Annotated in this window: 25 protein-coding genes; 9 read left to right on the forward strand and 16 right to left on the reverse strand. The window is 60.7% G+C overall.

Translation table 11 applies throughout. The annotated features are described in order from the left end of the window. Positions 1-44 precede the first annotated feature (44 nt). Complete coding sequence (locus F3H58_RS01295; protein ID WP_149740948.1) at positions 45-953, reverse strand: AraC family transcriptional regulator; 909 nt, start codon at positions 951-953, stop codon at positions 45-47. Between the two features lie 189 nt (positions 954-1,142). Between F3H58_RS01295 and F3H58_RS01300 the strand changes: the two genes are divergently transcribed. Beyond that, positions 1,143-2,189, forward strand: coding sequence for an NAD(P)-dependent alcohol dehydrogenase (locus F3H58_RS01300; protein WP_065655856.1), 1,047 nt, complete (start codon positions 1,143-1,145; stop codon positions 2,187-2,189). Between the two features lie 69 nt (positions 2,190-2,258). Here the strand turns inward: F3H58_RS01300 and F3H58_RS01305 are convergent, their stop codons facing one another. Together F3H58_RS01305 and F3H58_RS01310 are read right to left on the reverse strand one after the other, a co-directional pair. Further along, positions 2,259-3,524, reverse strand: coding sequence for an NAD(P)/FAD-dependent oxidoreductase (locus tag F3H58_RS01305; RefSeq protein ID WP_137453003.1), 1,266 nt, complete (start codon positions 3,522-3,524; stop codon positions 2,259-2,261). A gap of 72 nt (positions 3,525-3,596) precedes the next feature. Next, positions 3,597-4,352 carry a pyridoxine 5'-phosphate synthase gene (locus F3H58_RS01310; RefSeq protein WP_059756769.1) on the reverse strand — a complete coding sequence of 252 codons (756 nt, stop codon included), beginning with the start codon at positions 4,350-4,352 and terminating at the stop codon, positions 3,597-3,599. 236 nt (positions 4,353-4,588) lie between these two features. Between F3H58_RS01310 and F3H58_RS01315 the strand changes: the two genes are divergently transcribed. Next, a complete protein-coding gene (locus F3H58_RS01315; RefSeq protein WP_149740949.1) occupies positions 4,589-5,287 on the forward strand; it encodes a MerR family transcriptional regulator in 699 nt (232 codons plus the stop codon). Between the two features lie 6 nt (positions 5,288-5,293). Here the strand turns inward: F3H58_RS01315 and F3H58_RS01320 are convergent, their stop codons facing one another. The 3 genes from F3H58_RS01320 to F3H58_RS01330 all read right to left on the reverse strand — a co-directional run bounded on the left by F3H58_RS01320 (position 5,294) and on the right by F3H58_RS01330 (position 7,338). After that, on the reverse strand, positions 5,294-6,421 hold the full coding sequence (locus F3H58_RS01320) for an ATP-dependent DNA helicase (RefSeq protein ID WP_127757230.1): 1,128 nt from the start codon (positions 6,419-6,421) through the stop codon (positions 5,294-5,296). Positions 6,422-6,499: 78 nt separating this feature from the next. After that, the gene (locus tag F3H58_RS01325; protein WP_149740950.1) at positions 6,500-6,982 is read right to left on the reverse strand and encodes an SRPBCC family protein; all 483 of its coding nucleotides are present in this window, start codon (positions 6,980-6,982) and stop codon (positions 6,500-6,502) included. Next, a complete protein-coding gene (locus tag F3H58_RS01330; RefSeq protein ID WP_188128729.1) occupies positions 6,979-7,338 on the reverse strand; it encodes an ArsR/SmtB family transcription factor in 360 nt (119 codons plus the stop codon). Before F3H58_RS01330 ends, F3H58_RS01325 begins: the two co-directional genes overlap by 4 nt. 143 nt (positions 7,339-7,481) lie before the next feature. On the opposite strand from F3H58_RS01330, the gene F3H58_RS01335 reads away from it, so the two are divergent. From F3H58_RS01335 to F3H58_RS01345, 3 genes are read left to right on the forward strand one after another with little or no spacing between them, the layout of a single operon-like run. Further along, positions 7,482-7,862 (forward strand): COG4315 family predicted lipoprotein, encoded by a 381-nt coding sequence (locus F3H58_RS01335; RefSeq protein ID WP_078051963.1) that lies wholly within the window; start codon positions 7,482-7,484, stop codon positions 7,860-7,862. After that, on the forward strand, positions 7,846-8,403 hold the full coding sequence (locus tag F3H58_RS01340) for an RNA polymerase sigma factor (RefSeq protein WP_065655851.1): 558 nt from the start codon (positions 7,846-7,848) through the stop codon (positions 8,401-8,403). The genes F3H58_RS01335 and F3H58_RS01340 overlap by 17 nt, the downstream gene beginning before the upstream one ends. After that, positions 8,400-9,188, forward strand: coding sequence for an anti-sigma factor family protein (locus tag F3H58_RS01345; protein ID WP_149740952.1), 789 nt, complete (start codon positions 8,400-8,402; stop codon positions 9,186-9,188). Before F3H58_RS01340 ends, F3H58_RS01345 begins: the two co-directional genes overlap by 4 nt. Positions 9,189-9,194: 6 nt before the next feature. Here the strand turns inward: F3H58_RS01345 and F3H58_RS01350 are convergent, their stop codons facing one another. Then, entirely contained in the window at positions 9,195-9,788 is a 594-nt protein-coding gene (locus F3H58_RS01350) for a LysE family translocator (protein ID WP_149740953.1), read from the reverse strand. 164 nt (positions 9,789-9,952) lie between these two features. Between F3H58_RS01350 and F3H58_RS01355 the strand changes: the two genes are divergently transcribed. Beyond that, positions 9,953-10,798 (forward strand): aldo/keto reductase, encoded by an 846-nt coding sequence (locus F3H58_RS01355; protein WP_149740954.1) that lies wholly within the window; start codon positions 9,953-9,955, stop codon positions 10,796-10,798. Between the two features lie 151 nt (positions 10,799-10,949). Here F3H58_RS01355 and F3H58_RS01360 read toward each other — a convergent pair whose 3' ends face one another. The 4 genes from F3H58_RS01360 to F3H58_RS01375 form a co-directional block, all read right to left on the reverse strand. Next, positions 10,950-11,480, reverse strand: coding sequence for an SRPBCC family protein (locus F3H58_RS01360; protein ID WP_149740955.1), 531 nt, complete (start codon positions 11,478-11,480; stop codon positions 10,950-10,952). Beyond that, the gene (locus tag F3H58_RS01365) at positions 11,473-11,841 is read right to left on the reverse strand and encodes an ArsR/SmtB family transcription factor (RefSeq protein WP_031233868.1); all 369 of its coding nucleotides are present in this window, start codon (positions 11,839-11,841) and stop codon (positions 11,473-11,475) included. Before F3H58_RS01365 ends, F3H58_RS01360 begins: the two co-directional genes overlap by 8 nt. Positions 11,842-11,972: 131 nt before the next feature. After that, entirely contained in the window at positions 11,973-12,545 is a 573-nt protein-coding gene (gene ilvN, locus F3H58_RS01370) for an acetolactate synthase small subunit (protein ID WP_003522378.1), read from the reverse strand. A gap of 19 nt (positions 12,546-12,564) precedes the next feature. Continuing rightward, the gene (locus tag F3H58_RS01375; protein ID WP_035239227.1) at positions 12,565-14,358 is read right to left on the reverse strand and encodes an acetolactate synthase 3 large subunit; all 1,794 of its coding nucleotides are present in this window, start codon (positions 14,356-14,358) and stop codon (positions 12,565-12,567) included. 381 nt (positions 14,359-14,739) lie between these two features. On the opposite strand from F3H58_RS01375, the gene F3H58_RS01385 reads away from it, so the two are divergent. Next, entirely contained in the window at positions 14,740-16,749 is a 2,010-nt protein-coding gene (locus F3H58_RS01385; protein WP_149740956.1) for an ATP-binding protein, read from the forward strand. A 9-nt stretch (positions 16,750-16,758) separates the two neighbouring features. Here F3H58_RS01385 and miaA read toward each other — a convergent pair whose 3' ends face one another. Beyond that, positions 16,759-17,655 carry a tRNA (adenosine(37)-N6)-dimethylallyltransferase MiaA gene (miaA, locus tag F3H58_RS01390; RefSeq protein WP_149740957.1) on the reverse strand — a complete coding sequence of 299 codons (897 nt, stop codon included), beginning with the start codon at positions 17,653-17,655 and terminating at the stop codon, positions 16,759-16,761. On the opposite strand from miaA, the gene serB reads away from it, so the two are divergent. Then, on the forward strand, positions 17,654-18,544 hold the full coding sequence (serB, locus tag F3H58_RS01395) for a phosphoserine phosphatase SerB (RefSeq protein ID WP_149740958.1): 891 nt from the start codon (positions 17,654-17,656) through the stop codon (positions 18,542-18,544). The two genes, miaA and serB, sit on opposite strands and share 2 nt — an antisense overlap. Continuing rightward, on the forward strand, positions 18,541-19,104 hold the full coding sequence (locus tag F3H58_RS01400; protein ID WP_059756722.1) for a GNAT family N-acetyltransferase: 564 nt from the start codon (positions 18,541-18,543) through the stop codon (positions 19,102-19,104). Before serB ends, F3H58_RS01400 begins: the two co-directional genes overlap by 4 nt. A 25-nt stretch (positions 19,105-19,129) precedes the next feature. Here F3H58_RS01400 and F3H58_RS01405 read toward each other — a convergent pair whose 3' ends face one another. From F3H58_RS01405 to hflK, 4 genes are all read right to left on the reverse strand, one after another. Beyond that, entirely contained in the window at positions 19,130-19,879 is a 750-nt protein-coding gene (locus F3H58_RS01405; RefSeq protein ID WP_149740959.1) for an SDR family oxidoreductase, read from the reverse strand. Positions 19,880-19,969: 90 nt separating this feature from the next. Beyond that, complete coding sequence (locus tag F3H58_RS01410; RefSeq protein WP_149740960.1) at positions 19,970-21,514, reverse strand: Do family serine endopeptidase; 1,545 nt, start codon at positions 21,512-21,514, stop codon at positions 19,970-19,972. Positions 21,515-21,706: 192 nt separating this feature from the next. Beyond that, entirely contained in the window at positions 21,707-22,630 is a 924-nt protein-coding gene (gene hflC, locus F3H58_RS01415) for a protease modulator HflC (RefSeq protein ID WP_020812048.1), read from the reverse strand. Between the two features lies 1 nt (position 22,631). Then, the gene (gene hflK / locus F3H58_RS01420) at positions 22,632-23,750 is read right to left on the reverse strand and encodes an FtsH protease activity modulator HflK (RefSeq protein WP_003522368.1); all 1,119 of its coding nucleotides are present in this window, start codon (positions 23,748-23,750) and stop codon (positions 22,632-22,634) included. Positions 23,751-23,889: the final 139 nt, after the last annotated feature.

The raw sequence follows: 23,889 nt of genomic DNA on the forward strand, positions 1-23,889 counted from the left end.
CGCCGCGCTCCTCAGGCAATGGAAAACCTTCCCAAAGAACCAATCTACCCAGCCGCGCTGATCTCCCGCGAGGCGTCGATATCCCGTGACGGCGACAATCCGTAGAAACGGCTATATTCACGACTGAACTGCGACGGGCTCTGATAACCGACACGGTGGCCGGCGGTGCCTGCATCCAGCCGCTCCAGCAGCATCAGCCGCCGCGCCTCATGCAACCGCAGCTGCTTCTGGTACTGAACCGGCGTCATGGCCGTGATCGTCTTGAAATGATGGTGGAAGGACGAGACGCTCATGCCGATATGATCGGCCAGATCCTCGATACGCAGCTGGCGTGCGAAATTCTCGCGCAGCCAGGCGATGGCGCGGGCGATGCGGTTGCCATGGCTGCCGGCCGCGATGATGTTCATAAGCTGCCCGCCCGCCGGTCCGGTCAGAATGCGATAGAGGATTTCCTGCTCGATCAGCGGCGCCATGGCGGCAATGTCTGCCGGACGGTCGAGCAGGCGCAACAGGCGGATAGCCGCATCAAGAAGTTCCGGCGTGGCCGTATTGACGACGATGCCGCGCTGCGCATTCGCCGGCTCCGCAGGCGGATCGATAGGTACACGCCGCATGAGATCGAGCAGCTTTTCGCTGTCGATAGCAAGCGAAATGCAGAAATGCGGCACCTCCCTGCTCGCCTCCACCACCCGCCATGCAACCGGCAGATCAAGCGAGGTCAGGAGATAATCCCCCGCCCCATAATAGATGGTGTCCGTCCCCAGTTGCACGCATTTCGCGCCCTGGATAACCATCGCGAGACAAGGACGATAGCTGCCGTGGCATGGGGCGCTCGGCGTCGTGCGCCTGCTGATGCCGAGGGAGTCGATTGCCGTCTGCACCTCGCCGTCCTGGGTAGCATGCCGCGCGGCAATGGAGGCGATCTCCTGATAGACATTGAACGGCAAGGACATAGGGGAAATCCCGTAACTGAAGGAAGAGATGCGTCGGATGTCTTTTATCTAGAAAGCCGCGCGGCCCGCGCAAAGAGTGCGCCACCATATTTTTGCAGGATCGTGCAAAAAGCTCGGAGGATCGCTCTAACGCCGCCCCGCGCTTCCATCGCATATTCCGTCGTCCCCAACTCCCGAAAGGATATTCAGATGGCTATTGCTAGAGGTTACGCTGCGACAGATGCGTCGAAGCCGCTTACCCCGTTCACCTTCGAACGCCGCGAGCCGAACGATGACGACGTCGTCATCGATATCAAATATGCCGGCATCTGCCATTCCGACATCCATACCGTCCGCAACGAATGGAAGAACGCCGTCTACCCGATCGTTCCGGGCCATGAGATCGCCGGCGTCGTGAAAGCCGTCGGTTCCAAGGTCACGAAGTTCAAGGTCGGAGACCATGTCGGCGTCGGCTGCTTTGTCGATTCCTGCGTCGGCTGCGCCACCCGCGATCTCGACAATGAACAGTACATGCCGGGTCTCGTGCAGACCTACAACTCCGTCGAACGCGACGGCAAGACCGCCACGCAGGGCGGATATTCCGACCATATCGTCGTGCGGGAAGATTACGTCCTCTCCATTCCGGAAAACCTGCCGCTCGACGCCTCCGCTCCCCTGCTCTGCGCTGGTATCACGCTTTATTCGCCGCTTCAGCACTGGAATGCCGGCCCGGGCAAGAAGGTGGCTATCGTCGGCATGGGCGGTCTTGGCCATATGGGCGTGAAGATCGGTTCAGCCATGGGCGCGGATATCACCGTGCTTTCGCAGACACTCTCCAAGAAGGAAGACGGCCTTAAGCTTGGCGCGAAGGAATATTATGCCACCAGCGATGCCTCGACCTTCGAAAAACTCGCCGGCACCTTCGACCTGATCCTCTGCACCGTTTCGGCGGAAATCGACTGGAATGCCTATCTCGGCCTGCTGAAGGTCAATGGCACCATGGTGCTTCTCGGTGTGCCTGAACATGCGATCCCCGTGCACGCCTTCTCGGTCATCCCCGGCCGTCGTTCTCTGGCTGGCTCTATGATCGGCTCTATCAAGGAAACCCAGGAGATGCTGGATTTCTGCGGCAAGCACGACATCGTGTCCGAAATCGAAAAGATCGACATCAAGGACGTCAACGAGGCTTATGAGCGCGTGCTGAAGAGCGACGTACGTTACCGCTTCGTCATCGACATGGCGTCGCTCGACGCTTGATGCGTCCGGAAACGGCGAAACAGGGAACGGCGGGAAGCCATGCTTCCCGCCGTTTCTTTGTCGCTTGCCTCACGCCTCGTCCTTCAGCGTCTCTTTCTGGGTAATCAGCCGCGCGCTGTGCTGGCCGCTCAGGTAAATCCAAAGCCAGCTCCACGCCACGGCCAGCCGCGAACGCGTTCCGATCAGGAAGTAGATATGGGCAAGCCCCCATATCCACCACGCCAGCACGCCCTTGAGCTTGAACCTGCCGAAATCGATCACCGCCGCGCGTTTGCCGATGGTCGCCAGATTGCCTTGATGGCTGTAGCGGAACGGCGATGGTGACGGCTGGCCGGCCAGCCGCGCCTTGATGACTTTCGCGACATAGGCGCCCTGCTGCTTAGCCGCGGGTGCGATGCCCGGCACCGGCTTGCCGTTTTCCTGATTGACAGCGGCCGTATCGCCGATGACGAAGATATTCGGATCGTCTTCCAGATTGAGATGAGGTCCGACGATGGCCCGCCCTGCCCGGTCGGCGGCGGCGTTGAGCCATTTCGCGGCAGGCGACGCCTGCACGCCGGCGGCCCAGACCACGGTGCGGCAGGGGTAATAGGTCTCGCCCACCGTCACGCCCTCATCGCTGCACGCCGTCACCGGCGTGCCGAGCAGAACCTCGACGCCGAGTTTTTCGAGCGCTTCCTTCGCATAGGCCGAAAGATCTTCCGTGAAGACCGGCAGAACGCGAGGCCCGGCCTCGACGAGCAGCACCCGGGTTTTTCTGGTATCCACATTGCGGAATTCCGCCGGCAGCGCCTTGTGCGCCAGTTCGGCGATCATGCCTGCCATTTCCACGCCCGTCGGGCCTGCGCCGATAATGACGAAGGTCAGCAGCGCCTGCCGTTCTTCTTCACTGGTGGCGAGTTCGGCCCGTTCGAAAGCCAGAAGCAGACGGCGACGGATTGTCGTCGCATCTTCAAGCGTCTTGAGACCGGGGGCGGAGCGCTCCCACTCGTCGCGGCCGAAATAGGCGTGGCGGGCGCCGGTGGCCAGCACCAGCGTATCGAAGCCAATGACCTGACCCGAACTCAGATGCACGGTCCGCGCCGCCCGGTCTATGCCGTTCACCTCCGCAAGCAGAGTCGTGACCTCCTTGCGGTCGCGATAGAGATGGCGGATCGGCCAGGCGATCTCGGATGTCGCGAGAGCCGTCGTCGCAACCTGATAAAGCAATGGCTGGAACAGGTGGTGATTGCGACGATCTATCAATGTAATGCGGACAGGGGCCCCCTCCAGCCCGTGTACCAGTTGCAAACCGCCGAAGCCTCCACCCACGACGACAACATGATGTTCTTGCATATGTCTTCTGCCTTCATAAGCTCGCGCACGGAGCATGCGCCGGCAAACTATAGGCAAAAAAATTGACTTTGGTTATGAAATAGCCTGACCGCAGGCGTGACAAAAACGCCGGACTGTTTCAGCCATGCCATATTCCAGCGCATCCGCCGTCAGCCCGTGGCCGATGGAAACCTCGGCCAGATAAGGGATACGTTTCATCAGCTTGGGCAAGTTTGCGACAGTGAGGTCATGGCCGGCATTGACGGCAAGTCCGAGCGCTCTGGCATGATCCGCCGTCTGCCCGAGCTTTTCGAGAAGCGCCTCACCCTTTTGCGGATCGTCAAAACAGCCGCCATAGGGGCCGGTGTAAAGTTCGATACGCGCCGCGCCCGTTTCAGCGGCCAGTTCCACCGGCTCGCGTTCGCCATCGCCATCGGCAAAAAGCGAGACGCGCATGCCGCCAGCCTTCAGGCGTCCCACCACGTCTTTCAGGAAAACGCCGTGCTTACGGAAATCCCAGCCATGGTCGGAGGTTGCCTGCGACGGATCGTCAGGTACCAGCGTCACCTGCTCCGGTTGGGTCTTTTCGCAAAGAACGAGGAAATCCTCGGTCGGATAACCTTCGATGTTGAATTCCGCGCCGGGAAAACTGTCATCGATCAGGGCGCGCAGCACCGGCAGATCGGAAAAGCGGATATGGCGCTGATCCGGCCGCGGGTGTACAGTCAGCCCGCTTGCCCCCGCCGCCAGTGCAATATGCCCGAAATGCGCGACATCCGGCCATGGAAGATCGCGGCGGTTGCGTAACATGGCAATTGCGTTCAGATTGACAGAAAGTTTTGCGGGCATGGCATCGGGGCTCCGGTTCGGAATTGACATCCTGTTTCACGCAGGTTGAGGCCAATCGCAAGAAGGCCAGCGAATTTTTTATTATTGCGGGAACAAAAACAGGCAATACACGTTACGGTTCTGATGTAGCGTTTGGTATGAGGTCTTGATCGGAAAATATGTCCGTCTTGGGGGAACAAGCAACGGACACCTTTAAAAAGGCAGGCACACTGTCAAAGAGCGCGAAGGGGGAGACAATGCAGGATGGCCGGATGCCGTTCGAAAGTCACGGCGACGAGGACAAACCCAATCTAAGGATCAGCAGCTTTCTACCGGATATAAGCCTGCCCTCCTCCCTGCCCGCGGAACCCGTGCCCATCGCCGACATGGCCAATATCTTCGGGGTGACCCACCGGACGCTGCATTTTTACGAAGAAAAGGCGCTGCTGACCTCGAAGCGCATCGGCCAGATGCGGGTCTATACCCACCGCAATGTCCAGCGCATGGCCGTCATCAACGTCTGCCGCGAAGTGGGCATTTCCGTCGCCGCCATTACTGAGATCATGGAGAAATTCGTCCGCTCGCTCTCGCAAAGCGAGGCGGACGATATATTCCACGCCGCGCTGCGGCAGCGGAAGCGGGAATTGACGGCCGAGCTTTCCACCCTTCAGCGCCAGGCCCAGCAGATCGAGGAACTGCTGGTCGCCGACACGGATGCGGACGGCTTGGATGGCGCGGAACGGGCGCCCGCCAAGGACATCGCCCTCACCGACACCGAACGAAAATGTCTGGAACTGATGGCGGAGGGTTACGCCCCGGTGAGGCTCGCCCGCGCCCTTGGTCTTTCCGGCAGCGATCTCAATGTTCTCGAGGCGAAGATCATCGGCAAGTTCAATGCCAGCAACCGCTTTCAGGCGGTCGCCAAGGCGGTTCTGCTCGGCGTCATCCGTGCATAGTCACGATCAACGAACGATTGTCAGCGTCTCCGCCGCACGGGTAATGGCGGTGTAAAGCCACCTCTCGCGCGAGTCCCGGAAAGCATAGCTCTCGTCGAAGAGAACCACGTTGTTCCACTGCGAACCCTGTGCCTTGTGCACGGTCAGCGCATAGCCGAAATCGAACTCGTCGTAACGCTTGCGCGTGGACCACGGAATTTCCGTCTCCACATCCTCGAAGGCCGCCTTCAGCAATTTGATCTTGGCAGCACCACGATCCATATCGTCGTCTTCAGGCCGGATCATCAGGTTGATGCCGGGCTTCACCGTCTCGCGCGATGAACTCATCACCTGCCAGAGCGAACCGTTGAGCAGCCCCTTGGCCGGGTCGTTCCGGAGGCAGACCAGCTTGTCGCCGGATTGCGGGTAATCGGCGGTAAAACCCTTCAGCTCGCGAAGCCGCTGATTGTAGCGGCGGCGGGTGCGGTTGGTGCCGACGAGCACCTGATCGGCCTCAAGCACGAGCGACTGCGTCACTTCGGACTTGGAAATCACCTGCGCCGTCCCGTAATCGCCGCGCATGATCTCCCGGCCCTCCCGCACGTCCATGGCGAGATGGATGATGGGATTGTCCTTGGCCTGGCGATGGATTTCCGACAGCAGATAATCCGGCTCCTGCTCGGTGAAGAAGCCGCCGCCCGAAACCGGCGGCAGCTGGCCGGGATCGCCGAGCACGAGGATCGGCGTGCCGAAGCTCATCAGGTCCCTGCCGAGCTGCTCATCCACCATCGAACATTCATCGATGATGATGAGCGCCGCCTTGGCGAGCGGGCTCTGGCGGTTGATGGAGAACATCGGCGCAATCGAAGTCTTGCCGGTTTCCTCGTCTTCCACGGTTTCTTCGCCGCGCGGGCGATAGATCAGCGAATGGATGGTGCGGGCATTGGTCGCCCCGCGTGAGCGCAGCACCTGCGCCGCCTTGCCGGTGAAGGCCGCAAACAGCACCTCGCCATCGACATTTTCCGCGAAATGCTTGGCAAGCGTCGTCTTGCCCGTTCCGGCATAACCGAACAGCCGGAAAACCGGCGTCCGGCCTTCCTTCAGCCAGCGGGAAACAGCCTTCAGCGCTTCGTCCTGTTGCGGTGAAAATAACATGCGCCCTCATCGCAGGATTCGAGCGTGGTGCGCAACAGAAAAAGAACGAAAGATGAATCATCTCGCCAATATGAAGGCTCAATTGACCGCCTGTCGCTCGACAAGCTGCGCCAGCTGCTCCGCAACCGTATTCCATCCGTCGAAGAAGCCCATCTCCGCGTGCCTGTCGCGATCCTCTGGGTTGTTGTGCATGGCATAGGCCACATATTCCATGCCGTCGGGGTGATCGCGAAACGTCATCACGGCGGTGAGGAACGGCTCGGCGGAGGGGCGAAAACCCGCCGTCAGCGCATCGGTGAAAACCAGACGCTGCTCATGATCCACCGCCAGGAAACATCCTTTGACATGCGGACCGAATGCCGCCCCATCCTCGCTGTAGCGTGTCTCGAAAGCGCCGCCGGGATAAAGCTCCATGCGGTCGACGCGGCATTGGCCGGGATGCGGCACCCACCATTGTTCGAGGCTGGCCTTGTCCGTCCAGGCATTCCAGACGAGCCGGCGCGGCGCCCTGATGATGCGTGAAATCTTCAGGTCGAGATCGGGATTGAAAGTCTCGGTCATTGGTCATTCTCCCCTTTGCTGGACATCCTGTCCTGTTGCGCCATGACGAATTGCTCGAGCCGGTCGGTGCGGCCCTCCCAGATGGCGCGCTGCTGCGAAAGCCAGCCATCGAGCATGGAAAACCGCTGTTTCTCCAGCGCGCAGAACCGGACACGCCCCTGCTTGCGCGTCACGATCAGCCCCGCCTCTTCCAGCTGGCGGATATGTTTCATGAAGGATGGCAGGGCCATGTCGAAGGGCTCGGCCAGCGTTCCGATGCTCGCCTCCCCGCCGCCCAGCCGCAGGATCACCGCCCTGCGGGTGGGATCGGCAAGAGACTGGAAGATATCGTTGAGCGCGTCTGAATAGTTTTCCATAAGGCTAACTATCACATCGAAATAGTTAGCTCAATGGATAAGTTTTTAAAAATCGCAAAAATTCGTTGCCGCAGGGAATAATCCGTCGGGCTGCGGTGTCTCTTGATGTGCTGGCGGCAGAGGCCGCCCGAACCAAGGAGGATATGTCCATGAAGATCCGCTTTATCGTTCCCGCCCTCGTTCTGGCTTTTGCCGGAACGGCCTATGCCGCCCCTATGGTCGAAACCGTCAAGACCGCCAAGGGCGATGTGCTGGCGGGAGAAAAAGGCATGACGCTCTACACTTTCAAGAACGACAAGAAGGGCGTATCCAATTGTTATGACAAATGCGCGGTGAACTGGCCGCCGTTTTTCGCAGCCGCCAGCGACAAGGCCGAGGGCGCCTATTCCCTCGTGAAGCGCAAGGACGGCAAGATGCAATGGGCGAAGGATGGCATGCCGCTTTATTACTGGGTCAAGGACACAAAAAAAGGCGACGCCACCGGCGACGGTATGAACGGTGTATGGGATGCCGCAAAACCCTGATGGCATGACGGATGAAAAGCGGGGGAACCATTCCCCCGCAGCCGGCAGTTTCGAAACCGAAATGCTGGCGCTGATGCCCATGCTGCGCCGTTATTCCCGCAGCCTTTCCCGTTCCGATGCCGATGGCGAAGACCTCTTGCAGGACTGCGTGGAAAAGGCGCTGGCCAATAAAAGGCAATGGCGCGGAACGGGTTTGAAATCATGGGCTTACACGATAATGACGAATCTTTATCGTAACCGCCACCGCGCCGAGAAACGCCACCCGTCCGAGAGCCTGGACGGCCATGAGAGCATCGCCGGCGCGGAGACGCTCTCCGACACGCTGGAGAACGACCGGCTGCACGGCGCACTCGCCCTTCTTTCGCCGGACATGCGCGCCGTGCTGATGCTGGTGACGGTGGAAGGCTACAGCTATCAGGAGGCGGCCGAGACATTGGCGATCCCGCTCGGCACCGTCATGTCCAGACTGTCCCGCGCCCGCGAGACCCTTCGCCAGCATCTGGCGGCGGATAATATCATTCCCCTGCGGAGACCAAGATGAAACGGCTAGAGGCCATAACCGAAGACGATCTGCACGCCTATGTCGACGGACTTCTTTCCGACGATGACCGCGCGGCTGTCGAGGCCTGGCTGGCGGAAAGTCCGGAGGAGCAGGCCCGTGTGGAGGAATGGAGAAAACAGGCCGATATTCTGCGCAATGCCTTCGCCTCCTATGCCGCCGCGCATCCGCATGACGCATCGATGCTCAGCCCGCAAAAGAGGGACCGCGCATGGCGGGCAAAACCGGTTCTCCTGCAAACAGCGGCCGCCCTTTTGATCTTCGTGGCGGGTGCTGCGGCAGGCAGGCTTCTGCCGCCATCTTTTTCCACACCGCAGGACGTGACACTGGCGTCGCTGACGACGGATATCCCGGCGCAGGCGAAATCCGCCTATCTCATCTATGCGAGCGAGGTGCGCCATCCCGTCGAAGTCGGCGCGGGAGAACAGCAGCATCTCGCCACATGGCTCGGCAAGCGGCTCGGTTACCCCTTCACCATCCCCGACCTCTCAAAGATCGGATACGACCTCGTCGGCGGGCGTCTTATCCCCGTCAGCGGCAAACCGGGCGCGATGCTGATGTATCAGGACAAGACCGGCCGTAGGGTGACGGTGCTGATCGGCCACAACGAGGAAAACCGCACCACCAGCTTCCGCATGGCCAGCGCCGACGGCATCGAGACTTTCTATTGGATCGACAATGAACTGGGTTACGCCGTGTCCGCCGAGCTGACGCGCGACGAGGTGCAGGCAATCGCCGAGGAATGTTACCGGCAGTTCCCGACGTGAAGACCGTTATTTCAACATCGGCCAGAGGCTGATGACGAGAAGCACGGCCATGGTGATATTGAACCATTTGAGCCGGACCGGCACAGCCAACCATTCCCGCAATGCCGAGCCGAAACCGGCCCAGGTGGAAACGCTTGGAAGATTGACCGCGGCGAAGGCCACGCCGACGACAAGCACGGTGAGGAAATATTGCCGCTCATCCGTATAGGTCGCCATCGCCGTCACCGCCATCACCCACGCCTTGGGATTGACCCACTGAAAGGCGGCCGCGGCAAGGAAACTCATCGGCTCCGATGCGGCCGAACCTTCGCTCAGGCTGCGGGAGGTGCCGATCTTCCACGCAATCCAGACGAGATAGAGCCCGCCTGCGAATTTCAGCCCGGTGTAAAGCACGGGCACCGCATGCAGCAACGCGCCGAGACCGAAGCCGACCCCGATCAGTAGCGACAGGAAGCCCGCCCCGATGCCCAGCATATGCGGGATGGTGCGGCGGAATCCGAAATTCACGCCGGAGGCAAAAAGCATCATATTGTTCGGGCCGGGCGTGATGGATGTGGTGAAGGCAAACAGCACCAGCGCGACAAGAGTTTCGACAGTCATGATTTCTCCTTGAGCCGAAATCCTATCCGCCGGGCCAACATCAGGCCACCCCGCCGGATCGATGGCCGAGGTCAATTTTTTTGATGGATCGATCCTCTCCATCCCGGCTTTGAGAAGTCGGAACAAAGTTCTATTGTCCGATCATCAACCGCTGGAGCGAACCCATGAATGACGATATTCCTTCCGTCACCCTGCCCTCCGGAAAAGAGGTTCCCGCCCTTGGCCTCGGCACCTGGAACATGGGGGAGACCAGGTCATCCGCGCCGCAGGAGGTCGAAAGCATCCGCAAGGCGATCGATATCGGCATGACGCTGATCGACACGGCGGAAATGTATGCGGATGGCAGATCGGAAGAGGTGGTCGGCGCGGCCATCGCCGGTCGTCGACAGGACGTGTTTCTGGTCAGCAAGGTCTACCCCTGGAACGCCAGCGAAAGAGGCACGGCTGAGGCCTGCGAGCGCAGCCTTGCAAGGCTCGGCACCGACCATATCGACCTCTATCTGCTGCACTGGCGCGGCGAGCATCCGCTGGCAGAAACCGTAGCGGCTTTCGAAAGGCTGAAGAGCGACGGCAAGATCGGCGACTGGGGCGTCTCCAATTTCGACACCGACGACATGGAGGAGCTTTTCGCGGTTCCAGGCGGCAAGAACTGCGCCGCCAATCAGGTGCTCTACAATCTGTCCCGGCGTGGGCCGGAGTTTTCGCTGCTGCCCTGGTGCCAGGAGCGCGGCGTGCCGCTGATGGCCTATTCCCCCATCGAGCAGGGCCGCATCTTGAAGAACCACGAACTCATCCGCATCGCCAAGGCCTATCAGGCGACACCGGCGCAACTGGCGCTCGCCTTTCTTCTGGAGAGGGACGGCGTCATCGCCATCCCGAAATCCGCCAGCGTTTCCCGTGTCGAGGAAAATCGCGGCGCGACCGATCTTGAAATAACCGAGGAAGACTGGGCCGCTCTGGATGCCGTCTTCCCGCCGCCAACGCGCAAGACCTCGCTGGAAATGCTTTGATATAACAGTGCTTTAAGACACTGTCCGGAATCTCTCTAACAGGCAGTTGAATCGGAATGTGAGCAAAGCAATTGTGCCAGCGCCACGGCAGGCGGCACTTGAAAAACGGCGCGGAAAACCGCGCCGTTGTGTCCAGAAAAGCACCGCTCCGTTACGGTATGCGCCGCTCATATTCTTCTTTCAGTCCCAGCCATGTATCCCAGAACGGCCCCGGCTTCTTCTCCTGAAGACGGGCGGCGAGAATGTCGAGATGCACATGCCAGCCAGCGCTGACGTCAAGCCTCGTCTTCCTGTCGGCCAGCCGGCGATGAACCAGCGTCAGCAGCACATCCTTGCCAAGAGCCTGAAGCTCGATCGACACCTCGCCACCTTCGCCCCAACTGAAGACGAGACGGTGCGGTGGGACCACGGTAATGATGCGGGAAGCCATACGGTCTTCTTCGGAAAAGCCTTCCGGGCGCCGGCCCGGCGGATCGGAAAGCTCATCGTTGCGCCAGACGAGTTCGAACGGCGCATCGGGCGCAAGCCGCATTTCGCCGGACGCCAGCCAGCGACGGCGAAGCTCGCTTTGTGTGAGATAGGCCCATACCCGCTCGATCGGCCCCGGCAGCAGCCGTTCGATCTTCAGGGTCGTCGGTTCGACAAGACGGCCATAGGCGTCAGGCATTGCAATATCAGCCATTGTCATTTCCTCCATCTGCAGGGATTTTTCCCTGATCATCCTCCCTGAGCATCTGCTCAAGAATATCGAGGCGGCTGCCCCAGAACTGTCGGTAGAAATCGAGCCATTCATGCGCCTCTGCCAACGGTTCCGGCGCAAGGCGGCAGACATGGATGCGCCCCCTCACCTCGCGGCGAATAAGCCCCGCGTTCTCCAGCGCCTTGATATGTTTCGAGGCGGCGGCGAGCGATATGTCGAACGGCCGGGCCAACTGGCTCACCGTTCGCTCACCAAGGGAAAGATCGCGCAGCATCGTGCGCCGCGTGGCGTCGCCGAGGGCATGAAAGACAGTGTCGAGATGTGAAGCGGATAATTCAACCATGTTGTTGAATATAGACGGTCGACCCGGAAAGTCAACCATATGGTTGAATATATGGCGATCCGGGCGAAGCCATAAAAAAACCCGCGGCAAACCGCGGGCTTATATTCCAGCATATGCTGCGGATATGGAGGTTACATCCCCTGCGGGCCGCGATTCATCGCCGCGATACCGGTGCGGCAAATCTCGATCAGGCCGAGCGGCTTGATGATCGCCACGAACTGGTCGATCTTCGACGACTTGCCGGTGATCTCGAAGATGAAATGCTCCACCGTCGCATCCACCACCTTGGCCTGAAACGCATCGGCAAGGCGCAGCGTCTCGGCACGGTCCTCGCCGGAACCGGCGACCTTGATGAGCGCCACTTCGCGCTCGATAGGCCGCTCCTGCCCGAGTTCGCGGGCGCGAACGGTGAGATCGAGAACCCGGTGCACCGGCACGATGCGCTCAAGCTGCGCCTTGATCTGCTCCAGCACGATGGGCGTGCCGCGCGTGACGATGGTGATGCGCGACAGATGCGCCTCATGTTCCGTTTCCGAAACCGTCAGGCTTTCGATGTTGTAGCCCCGGCCGGAAAACAGGCCGATGACCCGGGCGAGAACGCCCGGCTCATTGCTGACGAGAACCGACAGCGTGTGATTTTCGACGGCAGCCGTTTCCTTCTGGATGAAATAGGCCGAGCCGGTGGGTTGTAGGTGTGCGTTCATGTCCTTTTCCTCTCCCGGCTCAGACTAGCTGACGGCCCTTGGCGTCGATGGCGTTGGCAACCGCTTCATCCGTCGCCTCATCCGGCAACAGCATCTCATTATGGGCTTTACCAGACGGGATCATCGGGAAGCAATTGGCAAGATTGGCGACGCGGCAATCGAAAATGACCGGCTTCTTGACCGCGATCATTTCTGCAATCTTGTCGTCCAGCTCCTTCGGATCGTCGCAATACATGCCGACCGCGCCATAGGCTTCCGCCAGCTTGACGAAATCGGGCATGGCTTCCGTATAGGAGTTGGACAGGCGGTTGCCGTGCAGCAGCTGCTGCCATTGGCGCACCATGCCCATATACTGGTTGTTGAGGATGAAGATCTTCACCGGCAGACCGTACTGGATGGCGCAGGACATTTCCTGAATGCACATCTGGATCGAGGCGTCACCGGCAATATCGATGACCAGCGCGTCCGGATGGGCGACCTGAACGCCGATGGCCGCCGGCAGGCCGTAGCCCATGGTGCCGAGACCGCCCGAGGTCATCCAATGGTTCGGCTCCTCGAAACCGAAGAACTGCGCCGCCCACATCTGATGCTGGCCGACTTCGGTGGTGATATAGGTGTCGCGGCCCTTCGAAGCCTCATAGAGCCGCTGCAAGGCATATTGCGGCATGATGACATCGTTGGAGTTCTTGTAGGCGAAGGAATTGCGTGCGCGCCAGCGCTCGATCTGCGCCCACCAGTCGGCCGTCTGCGCCTTCTCAACCTTCTTCGGCAGAGCGCGCCACAGGCGAACCATATCTTCCAGAACATGGCTGACATCGCCGATGATCGGCACGTCGACGCGAACCGTCTTGTTGATCGAGGACGGATCGATATCGATATGGATCTTCTTCGAATTCGGCGAGAACGCATTGATGCGGCCGGTAATTCGGTCGTCGAAACGCGCACCGACGCAGACCAGAACGTCGCAATCATGCATCGTCATGTTGGCTTCGTAGGAACCGTGCATGCCCAGCATACCGAGCCAGTTCTTGCCGGAAGCCGGATAGGCGCCGAGACCCATCAGCGTCGAGGTGATCGGGAAGCCGGTCAGCTCGACCAGTTCGCGCAGCAGCCGGGTTGCCTCGGGGCCGGAATTGATGACGCCGCCGCCGGTATAGAAAACCGGCTTCTTCGCCTTCGACATCAGGTCGATGGCGGCATGAATGGCGTTCAGATCGCCCTGAACCTTCGGCTTGTAGCTCTCGTGCTGGGTGGCGGCGGAGGGCGGCGTGTAGGTGCCGGTGGCGAACTGGATGTCCTTCGGAATATCGACGACGACAGGACCGGGACGACCCGTCTGCGCGATACGGAAGGCTTCATGGATGATGCCCGCCAGCTCGTTGACGTCCTTGACCAGCCAGTTGTGCTTGGTGCAGGGGCGCGTGATACCGACGGTATCACATTCCTGAAACGCATCGGAACCGATCAGCGTGGTGGGAACCTGGCCGGACAGGCAGACGAGCGGAATGGAATCCATCAGCGCATCCTGCAGCGGCGTGACCGCATTGGTGGCGCCGGGGCCGGAGGTGACGAGCATGACGCCGACCTTGCCGGTGGAACGGGCATAACCTTCGGCGGCATGGCCGGCGCCCTGCTCGTGACGCACGAGGATATGCTGGATGTCTTCCTGCTGGAAAATCTCGTCATAGATCGGAAGCACGGCACCGCCAGGATAACCGAAGATGTGCTCGACGCCATTGTCCTTCAGCGCCTGCAGAACGATCTCCGCACCTGTCATGCGATTGCTGTTTTCCGTATTGTCCTTATCCGTCATTGCCTGTTTCCATCCCGCTTTGGCTTTGGATATCGAGGAGCCCGAGGGCTGTTTGAAGACATAAAAAAAGGCCCCTAGAGGAGCCTCGTTCAGCGCATGGGTGCTTTCGCCGGATGGTTACACCATCCTGCCCATGCGCCGTCCCACCACGATAAGTACGTTAAGATTTTTCATGGGCCGGAGTGTTAGCCACAAAAGCCCCAGCCGTCAACGCATATTGCAGGAAAAAATCGCCGCCACCTTCTTTTATTACCGGAAAGGCTGCTTGCGCGAAATTTTCGAACGCAGCCGATACACATGTTGTTAAGCATAATCTTTTAATATCGAGAACGCAGATACTGCCCGAACCACCGCGATCATCCGCATGTACCGGGAAAAAATGTGAGTAACGACACGTTTCATAGTGCGTCCCGCATGGACGAAAACGAACGGCGATCCGGCCAGCAGCCGGCGAACCGCATGCTGGGCCGCGTCATCGCCTGTAACGGTGCGCATGCCACCATCGCCGCCGAAACGGAACCCGGCACCACCGATGTCTCGCAGCTCTGGTCCGTCGGACGCCTGATCTCCATCGAGATGGGTACGAGCCGTGTCGCAGCGCTGGTTTTTTCCATGCGAACCGGCGAGGACTACTGGGCGGCGGACAGGCCGAACAGGCTGCTGGTCGAGGTTGAACTGGTTGGCGAAGTCTATCGCACCGAGGACGGCAGCGAGCGCTTTTCCACCGGCATCTCCCGTTACCCCTATCTGGGTGCGGTGGCGCATCGCATCCGCACCAGCGATCTTGCCAAGATTTACGACAGCGGCAAGCGCGACGCCTGCACGATCGGCAGGCTGACGCAGGACGACACGATCAACGCCACCATCAGCATTCCCCAGATGCTCGCCAAACATTTCGCCGTCGTCGGCTCGACGGGCGTGGGCAAGACCACCGCCGTCTCGCTGCTTCTGAACAAGGCGATCGAGACCGACCCGAAGCTGCGTGTCCTCATTCTCGATCCGCATAATGAATTCGCGGCTGCCTTTCCCGATCATTCGGTCGTCATCGACACCGATACGCTGGATCTTCCCTTCTGGCTGATGCGCCTTGAGGAATTTGCGGAAGTGATTTTCCGCGGCCGCAAACCCGTGCCGGAAGAAATGGACGTCCTTCGCGACCTCGTTCCGGAAGCGAAAAAGGCATTTCGCGGCACCGATGGTTCCGCCGTGCGCCGCACGTCCGACAAGAGCGCGATCACGCCGGATACGCCGGTGCCCTATCGCATGGCCGATCTCCTCGCCCTCATCGACGAGCGTATCGGCCGGCTGGAAGGGCGTGGCGAAAAACCCGCGCTGCGCTCGCTGAAAGGCCGCATTCTCTCGGCCATCAACGACACACGCTACAATTTCATGTTCTCCAGCAATACGATCAGCGACACCATTCTGGAGACGGTCGCGCATATTTTCCGCATTCCCGGGGAAGGCAAGCCGATTTCGGTGTTCCAGCTCTCGGGCATCCCCTCCGAAGTGGTGAATTCGGTGGTCTCCGTCCTCTGCCGCATGTCCTTCGAACTGGCGGTGCTGGCACGCGGCTCGCTGCATATGCTTGTCGTCTGCGAGGAAGCGCACCGTTATGTGCCTGCCGATCCCGAGCGCGGCTTTTTCCCCACCCGGCAATCCATTGCCCAGATCGCCAAGGAAGGCCGTAAATACGGCATTTCGCTCGGCGTCATCAGCCAGCGGCCAAGCGAGCTGGACCAGACCATCCTGTCGCAGTGTTCGACCGTTTTCGCCATGCGGCTGTCGAACGAGATCGACCAGAAGATCATTCTCTCCGCCGTACCGAACGCATCGACCTCGACCACCAGCTTTCTGTCTTCCATCGGCAATGGCGAGGCCATCGCCTTTGGCGAGGCCGTCAATGTGCCGATGCGCATGCGTTTCGACCGCGTGGCCACGGCCAAATTGCCGAAGGCGAGCGGCACCATCAGCCATACGAACCATGAAACCCCTGACACGGTCGATCTGAACAACATCGTCACCCGCATGCGCGCCACGGCCAAGCCTGTTATCACCGGTTTCCAGCAAAGCGTCGAAGCAGCCTTTTCCGATCTGCCGGAGCCGGCAGGCGCACCACGGGAGGCGGACGACATCGACCGCTGGAAGCGGGAACTGGGAACGGCCGCACCGGAGGGATACGAGCCCTATCGCCCGGACATGCTGCCCGGCCGCCCGCTCTCCCCATCGCCAAATCCGGCGGCACCCGATGCCGCCTCCGGCGCCGTCAACGAATTGCGCAAGGCGAGTTTCCAGATGCAGGCACAGAATGGTCCACCGTCCGGCGATGCACGTCCTTCGCTCCGGGAAAGCCTGCTGAAGAAACCGCTCGGCAGTCTCTACCGGAAAGACTGATGGGCGCTCTCACGGCTGGATACGTGTCCAGTCGCCCCCCATCTGGTTGCGAAACCAGGTCATCTGCCGTTTGGCATATTGACGGGTCGCGGCCGCCGATTTTTCGATCACCTCCGCCTCGCCGATGCGCCCGGCCAGCATATCGGCAATCTGGGCAACGCCGATCGCCTTCATTGCGGTGGCATCGGATGCGAGGTTGAGCGCGAGAAGCGCCTGCACCTCCTCCACCGCCCCGCTATTCATCATCATCTCGAAACGCCGGTTGATGCGGTCATGCAGCACCGGCCTTTCCGGCAGGACGACGAATTTTTGCGCCCGGTCGGGATCGACGATCATCGGGCCGCTGGCGCGCTGAAAATCCCGGATCGACTTTCCGGTCGCCTTGAGCACCTCCAGCGCCCGGACGATACGCTGGCCGTCTCCCGGCTGCAGCATATCCGCCATGGCCGGATCGTGCCGTGCGAGTTCGGCATGGAGCGCAGCCGCCCCCTCCCCGATCAGCCGGGCACGCAGCCCATCGCGGATGTCATCCGGAATGGCGGGCATATCGGAAAGCCCGCCCGTCAGCGCCTTGAAATAAAGCCCCGTACCGCCGACGATGACGGGCAAACGCCCCTGCCCGCGCAAATCCGCAAGCAGGGCGGAAATCTCCCGCAGCCATTCGCCGGTTGAATAGAGGCTGCTCGCCGGCACATGGCCGTAGAGAAGATGCGGCACGCCTTCCATCTCGTCTTCGGACAGCCGCGCGGTCAGCACCCGCAGCGTATCGTAAACCTGCATACTGTCGGCATTGATGACGACGCCGTCCCGCTCCCGCGCCAGACGAAGCGCAAGCGCGGACTTGCCGCTTGCCGTCGGGCCGGTTATCAGGATCGCATCAAAATTCTCATCAAGGTTTTTCATCATGGCTCTCGTTGCCACGCTTATCGCCAATCCGTCAAATCCTGTTCTGACATCGGCCCTCGGCGAGGCGGCCGCAAAGGCCGTCAACGCATCGGGCCTTTATTGGCTGGCCGATGGCATTGCCTGCGATATCGCCCTGCCTTCCGGCACCGCAGCCGAACAGGCTCGCAGTGCTATTGCAGCCACGCTTGTCGGAAAACCGATCGATATCGTCATCCAGGAACAGGATCAGCGCCGCAAGAAACTGCTGATCGCCGATATGGATTCGACCATGATCGGCCAAGAATGCATTGATGAGCTGGCCGCCGAAGTCGGGCTGAAGGAAAAAGTTTCCGCCATTACCGCCCGCGCCATGAATGGCGAGATCGCCTTCGAACCCGCACTGCGGGAACGTGTGGCGCTGCTGAAGGGCCTGCCTGTCTCGGTTATCGACGATGTCATCGAAAAGCGCGTCACGCTTACCCCCGGCGGCAGGGAGCTGATCGCCACCATGAAGGCCAAGGGCTATTACACCGCCCTCGTTTCCGGCGGCTTCACCGTCTTCACCGGCCGCGTCGCCGCCATGCTGGGTTTCGATGAGGACCGCGCCAATCTGCTCGGCGAAGCCAATGGCGAACTTGACGGCACCGTGGCCGAACCGATCCTCGGCAAGCAGGCCAAGGTGGATGCGCTGAACGATATTGCCGCAAGGCTCGGCATCTCGCCGGAAGAGGCGATGGCGGTCGGCGATGGCGCCAACGATCTCGGTATGCTGCATCTGGCCGGCGCAGGCGTTGCCCTGCACGCCAAGCCCGCCGTGGCCGCCGAGGCGCAGATGCGCATCGACCATGGCGACCTGACGGCGCTTCTCTACATCCAGGGCTACCGCAAGACGGATTTTGTCACTCCATGATCATCCGAGAGACGCCAAGACTCATTCTGCGCGAGTGGAAGGAGAGCGACCGTGACCTGTTCCGCGAAATCAACGCCGACGAAAAGGTCATGGAGTTTTTCCCCTTCCGCCGCAGCCATGCGGAAGCGGACGCCGTGCTGGAAACCATCAACGGCATGATCCGCGGCAGCGGCTATGGCTTTTATGCCATGGAACTGCGTGAAACCGGCGAGGTCATGGGCTTCTGCGGCATCTCCCCCGTCATGAACCTCGATCCGCCCTTCCCGGTCGGCACCATGGAGATCGGCTGGCGGCTCGCCACCCGCTTCTGGGGCCACGGCTATGTCACGGAAGCGGCGCAGTCGCTGCTCGTCATGGCCTTCGATGAAAAGGAAACGCCGGAAATCGTCTCCTTCGCCGTCCACAACAACCACCGTTCGACGGCGGTGATGGAGCGCATCGGCCTGAAGCGCGATCCTTCCCGTGACTTCGACCATCCGCGCGTGCCGGAAGACACACATCCGCATCTGCGGCCGCACGTCACCTATGCGCTGACGCTGGAGGAATGGCGGGCGCGATAAGACACCTGCCCGCCAGTTCCCAAGGTCATTTTACGGCGGCATTGCCGCCATCGGCGAACAGAGCGGCACCGGCGACGAAGCTCGCCATGGGGCTCGCGAGGAAAAGCGCTGCCCGCGCAATTTCCGGCGGCTCAGCGATACGTTTCATCGCGTGCAGGCCGGCGGCCCATTCCTTCTGCGCGTCGTCTCCCGCAGCAGGTGTATCGACCCCGCCGGGCAGCAGCGCATTGGCGCGAATGCCTTTGACCGCATAATCGGCGGTGATGCCTTTCACCAACCCCATCAACCCCGCCTTGGCCGCGCCATAAGCCGCCATGCCCGGTATGCCGGCGCTGGTGCCGACAAAGCTCGAGGTGAAGACGATGGAACCGCCACCCCGCATCAACATCGGCGGAATCTGGTAACGCGCACCCAGAAAGGCGGAGGTGAGATTGACATTGAGCGCATGATCCCATTCCGCAGGCGAAATCTCCGCCAGCGGTTTCATGGCTCCCACCGCTCCGGCATTGTTGACGGCGATATCGAGGCCACCGAAGACGCTTATGGCCGCATCCGCCAGCCGGGCATGGGTTTCGGCAACACCGGCATCGCCGGCAACCGTGTGGACCCGGCCGCCGGCCTCACGAATGTCTGCGGCAACCTCATGCAGGGCCTTTTCGCCGCGCGCATTGATGACAACGGCCGCACCTTCGGCGGCAAACAGCATCGCCGTCGCCCGGCCGATGCCGGATGACGCGCCGGTGATGATGGCAACCTTGTTTTCGAGTAATTTCATATTCTTGGCCTCCGTTCGATGGAGACCAAGAATTAGAGAGCGGCCGGGATCACAACCACCCGATTCCTGCCTGACCGGGCGGAAAACGCCTTATTCGAGCGGCAGCGCCACGACGCGCAGATTACCCTGCGCATCAGCCACCATCATATGCGCGTTCTTGCGGCCCTCGGATTTCAGGCCGTTGACGCGCACCAGCACATCGCCCGGAACTTCCATGAAGTCCTGCCCGACCTCGACGATGATATCGCCGGCCTTCATGCCCTTCTGCTCGGCGGGCGAGCCCGGATCGACGCTCGCCACCAGCACGCCTTCGACGCTTTCGGCAATGCCCTTTTCGGTGCGCAGTTCGTTGCTCAGCACCACGAGATTCATGCCGAGCACGCTCTGCGGCGCCTCGCGCACTTCCGGCGTCTGGTCCTGCGCCTGATCGTCGGCGCCGCCATCATCTTCCGGTGCAACCACACCGCCATCGCCGTCTTCACTCTGCTGATCTTCGGCCGAGGCCTTTTCGTCGGTCGTATCCTGCAATTGCCCGAGCTTGACCTTGACGGTTTCCTCCTTGCCGTCACGCAGGATCACCACATCGACCTCCTTGCCGACCGGGCTTTCCGCCACGATCCGCAAGAGGTCGCGCATTTCATGAATATCCTTGCCATCGAATTTCAGCACGACATCGCCGGCCTGGATCGGGCCGTTCTCCACCGGTCCGCCCTTGGCGACACCGGAAATAAGCGCCCCCTTGGCGCTGTCCATACCGAGGCTCGCTGCTACGTCATCAGTAACAGGCTGAACGCGAACGCCGAGCCAGCCGCGGCGGGTCTCGCCGAATTCGATGAGCTGCTGCACGATATTCTGGGCAAGCTCCGTCGGCACGGCGAAACCGATACCGATGGAACCACCACTCGGCGAAATGATCGCGGTATTGATGCCGATCACTTCACCCTTCATGTTGAAGAGCGGACCGCCGGAATTGCCCTTGTTGATGGCCGCATCCGTCTGGATAAAATTGTCATAGGGGCCGGCATTGATATTGCGGCCGCGCGCGGAAATGACGCCCACGGTCAGCGATCCGCCAAGCCCAAAGGGATTGCCGACGGCCATCACCCAGTCGCCGATGCGCATGCTGCGCGAATCGCCGAACTTGACGGCCTTCAGCGGCGTTTTCGGCTCCACCTTCAACACCGAAAGGTCGGTCTTGGTATCGGTGCCGACCAGCGTTGCCTTGAGCTTCGAGCCGTTCGGGAAAATCACCTCGATAGCGTCGGCACCCTCGATGACGTGGTTGTTGGTGACAACGTAGCCGGCAGGATCGATGACGAAACCCGAGCCCAGCGAACTCACCTTTTCGCCACCCTCGGGCTTCTGGCTGTCGAAATAATCCTTGAAGAATTCCTGAAAGGGCGAGCCCTCCGGCAGACGCGGCGGAACCGGGCCCTTGCCCTCGGTCTTGACGTTCTGCGACGTGGAAATATTCACCACCGCATCGAGAAGCGGCTCGGCGAGATCGGCCACCGATTCCGGCCCATGGCTCTGCGCTCTCGCAGCAACCGGTGCCGTCAGGCTACCTGCCACAAGCGCGATGCCCGCGACTGCGGCGATGCTGCTGCGAAAAGGCGAAAGAAGGGTCACGGCCATAAGCGTCCTCGCGTTTCAAATAGTCTTGCCCTGCATATATCGGCAAAGCATAAGGCGGAATGATGAAGTGTAAAAATACCTTTTCGTGAACAGGCGGGGGACGCCTTGCCCTTAGCCACAGCATTGGCACGAAAACGGACTAAAAAGAAAGGGCCGGTAAAACCGGCCCCTCCAAAATCATTTTTTCCGCTATCAGTTCGCCGGCGCTGGCGCAGGGGCAGCCGGAGCGGCAGGGGCCGCACCGTCGATATTGTTGAAATAACGGAAGAAGGTCGAGTCCGGGGACAGAACCAGCGTCGTGCCGTTGCCGTTCAGCGCATTGGCATAGGCCGACATGGAGCGATAGAACTCGAAGAAGTTCGGATCGCGCTGGAAAGCCTCGCCGAACACCTTGTTGCGCTCCGCATCGCCTTCACCGCGCAGAACTTCGGACTGACGGCGGGCGTCGGATTCCAGCTCGACGACCTGACGGTCGGCGATGGCGCGGCGGCGCTGCGCCTCTTCGTTACCGCGGGCGCGGATCAGTTCGGCCTCGGCCAGACGTTCCGACTTCATACGCTCGAAGGTCTGCTGCGAGACTTCCTGCGTCAGGTCGGTACGGCGGATGCGGACATCGACGATGCTGATGCCGAGCGATTCCGCATCGGGACGCAGATCGTCCCGCACTTCCTGCATCATCGATGCACGGGCATCCGAGAGCGCCGATTCGAAGCCGCGCAGACCGTAGACCCGGCGCAGCGATGCGTCGAGACGGGTACGCAGGCGTGATTCCGCCGACATCTGGTCACCCGAGACCGTCTGCCGGAAGCGGCGCGCATCCGTGATGCGATAGACCACGAAGGCATCGACCTCGTAGAACTTGCCGCCGGAAACCTGAACACGGATATTGTCGTGATCGAAGCGCAGCGCCCGGTTCTCGATATATTGCACCCGGTCGGCATCCATGAAGGCGAAGGGCAGCTTGAAATAGAGGCCCGGCGCGGTTTTCACATCCTGGATTTCACCGAAGCGGACGACGATGGCCTGCTGGCGCTCGTTGACGACGAAGATCGACGAGTAACCGAGGAAAAGCACGACGGCGAGACCGACGAGAATGGCAGAAAGACGGTTACCCATATCAGTTGCCTCCCTGCTGTGCTGCGCCCGGATTGTTGCGCATGATCTCGTTCAGAGGCAGATAAGGCACCACGCCCTGTTTCTCGTCGATGATGATCTTGTTGGAACCCTTCAGGACCTGCTCCATCGTTTCCAGGAACATGCGCTGGCGGGTCACGTCCGGCGCGGTGCGATACTGGTCATAGATGGAGACGAAACGCTGCGCCTCACCCTGCGCCTCGTTGACGACGCGCGACTTGTACGCATTCGCTTCTTCGAGGATCTGCGCGGCCTGACCGCGAGCGGCGCCGAGCTTCTGGTTGGCGTACTGGTTGGCTTCCTGAACGAAGCGGTCTTCGTCCTGTTCGGCACGCTGCACTTCATCGAAGGCATCGGCCACTTCGCGCGGCGGCGCCGCATCTTCGATGGCCACGGCATTGATGGAAATGCCGGCGCCATAACCGTCCATGGTGGACTGGATGATGGTGCGCACATCCGCCGCAATCGCCTGACGGTTATCGCGGAAAATGTCCTGTGCCGGACGGCGGCCGACGACTTCGCGCATGGCGCTTTCGGAAACCTGCTGCAGGGTTTCGGCCGGGCTGTCGACGTTGAAGAGATAGGATTTCGGATCGGAAACCGTATAGAGCACCGAGAACTGCACGTTGACGATGTTCTGGTCGCCGGTCAGCATCACGCCGCTCGAAGAAGACGACGAAGCGCGCGAACCGATATTCTGCTGCTGCTCGGTAACCTTGACGATTTCAACCGTCTCGATCGGCCACAGATGGAAATGCAGACCGGGCATCGAGATTTCGTCCTTCGGGCGGCCGAAACGCAGTTCCACGCCGCGCTCGTCCGGCTGGACGGTATAGATGGACTGAATGCCGAGGAAAACCAGCACGACGAGAACCACGATGGCAACCGCGCCGCCGTTGAAGCCGCCGGGCAGCACATTCTTGAAACGGTCCTGGCTGCGCCGGATGATCTCTTCCAGATCGGGCGGGCCGCCATTGCCGCCGCCACCGCCGCGAGGCCGGTTAGGCCCCTGCCCCCATGGGCCGCCACCGCCGCCCTGGTTGTTTCCTCCACCGCCGCCGCCCCAAGGGCCGCCGCCGCCATTCTGATTGCTCCAGGGCATCAATACCTCTTTATAAAAGCCTCTCCCGGTTCCGTTCGAAAGCGATTGCTCGCGTGCGGCGGGAATATCGACCCGTTATAGGAAGGAGAAGCGTCCGTTTCAACGCAGAGGTGGTAACTAAATACCCAATCAGGGTAAA

Origin of the sequence: Rhizobium sp. NFACC06-2 (assembly GCF_900101425.1) — a bacterium.
In the GTDB taxonomy this organism is placed as follows: domain Bacteria; phylum Pseudomonadota; class Alphaproteobacteria; order Rhizobiales; family Rhizobiaceae; genus Agrobacterium; species Agrobacterium leguminum.

Bases quoted from the DNA above. Each gene is read 5' to 3' on its own strand.
- F3H58_RS01295 (WP_149740948.1), bottom strand. From the start codon at position 953: ATGTCCTTGCCGTTCAATGTCTATCAGGAGATCGCCTCCATTGCCGCG.
- miaA (WP_149740957.1), bottom strand. From the start codon at position 17,655: ATGATGAAAAACCTTGATGAGAATTTTGATGCGATCCTGATAACCGGC.
- F3H58_RS01305 (WP_137453003.1), bottom strand. From the start codon at position 3,524: ATGCAAGAACATCATGTTGTCGTCGTGGGTGGAGGCTTCGGCGGTTTG.
- hflC (WP_020812048.1), bottom strand. From the start codon at position 22,630: ATGGGTAACCGTCTTTCTGCCATTCTCGTCGGTCTCGCCGTCGTGCTT.
- F3H58_RS01300 (WP_065655856.1), top strand. From the start codon at position 1,143: ATGGCTATTGCTAGAGGTTACGCTGCGACAGATGCGTCGAAGCCGCTT.
- hflK (WP_003522368.1), bottom strand. From the start codon at position 23,750: ATGCCCTGGAGCAATCAGAATGGCGGCGGCGGCCCTTGGGGCGGCGGC.
- F3H58_RS01310 (WP_059756769.1), bottom strand. From the start codon at position 4,352: ATGCCCGCAAAACTTTCTGTCAATCTGAACGCAATTGCCATGTTACGC.
- F3H58_RS01355 (WP_149740954.1), top strand. From the start codon at position 9,953: ATGAATGACGATATTCCTTCCGTCACCCTGCCCTCCGGAAAAGAGGTT.
- F3H58_RS01320 (WP_127757230.1), bottom strand. From the start codon at position 6,421: ATGTTATTTTCACCGCAACAGGACGAAGCGCTGAAGGCTGTTTCCCGC.
- F3H58_RS01360 (WP_149740955.1), bottom strand. From the start codon at position 11,480: ATGGCTGATATTGCAATGCCTGACGCCTATGGCCGTCTTGTCGAACCG.
- F3H58_RS01400 (WP_059756722.1), top strand. From the start codon at position 18,541: ATGATCATCCGAGAGACGCCAAGACTCATTCTGCGCGAGTGGAAGGAG.
- F3H58_RS01345 (WP_149740952.1), top strand. From the start codon at position 8,400: ATGAAACGGCTAGAGGCCATAACCGAAGACGATCTGCACGCCTATGTC.
- ilvN (WP_003522378.1), bottom strand. From the start codon at position 12,545: ATGAACGCACACCTACAACCCACCGGCTCGGCCTATTTCATCCAGAAG.
- serB (WP_149740958.1), top strand. From the start codon at position 17,654: ATGGCTCTCGTTGCCACGCTTATCGCCAATCCGTCAAATCCTGTTCTG.
- F3H58_RS01335 (WP_078051963.1), top strand. From the start codon at position 7,482: ATGTCCATGAAGATCCGCTTTATCGTTCCCGCCCTCGTTCTGGCTTTT.
- F3H58_RS01325 (WP_149740950.1), bottom strand. From the start codon at position 6,982: ATGACCGAGACTTTCAATCCCGATCTCGACCTGAAGATTTCACGCATC.
- F3H58_RS01405 (WP_149740959.1), bottom strand. From the start codon at position 19,879: ATGAAATTACTCGAAAACAAGGTTGCCATCATCACCGGCGCGTCATCC.
- F3H58_RS01375 (WP_035239227.1), bottom strand. From the start codon at position 14,358: ATGACGGATAAGGACAATACGGAAAACAGCAATCGCATGACAGGTGCG.
- F3H58_RS01410 (WP_149740960.1), bottom strand. From the start codon at position 21,514: ATGGCCGTGACCCTTCTTTCGCCTTTTCGCAGCAGCATCGCCGCAGTC.
- F3H58_RS01340 (WP_065655851.1), top strand. From the start codon at position 7,846: ATGCCGCAAAACCCTGATGGCATGACGGATGAAAAGCGGGGGAACCAT.
- F3H58_RS01350 (WP_149740953.1), bottom strand. From the start codon at position 9,788: ATGACTGTCGAAACTCTTGTCGCGCTGGTGCTGTTTGCCTTCACCACA.
- F3H58_RS01330 (WP_188128729.1), bottom strand. From the start codon at position 7,338: ATGGAAAACTATTCAGACGCGCTCAACGATATCTTCCAGTCTCTTGCC.
- F3H58_RS01315 (WP_149740949.1), top strand. From the start codon at position 4,589: ATGCAGGATGGCCGGATGCCGTTCGAAAGTCACGGCGACGAGGACAAA.
- F3H58_RS01365 (WP_031233868.1), bottom strand. From the start codon at position 11,841: ATGGTTGAATTATCCGCTTCACATCTCGACACTGTCTTTCATGCCCTC.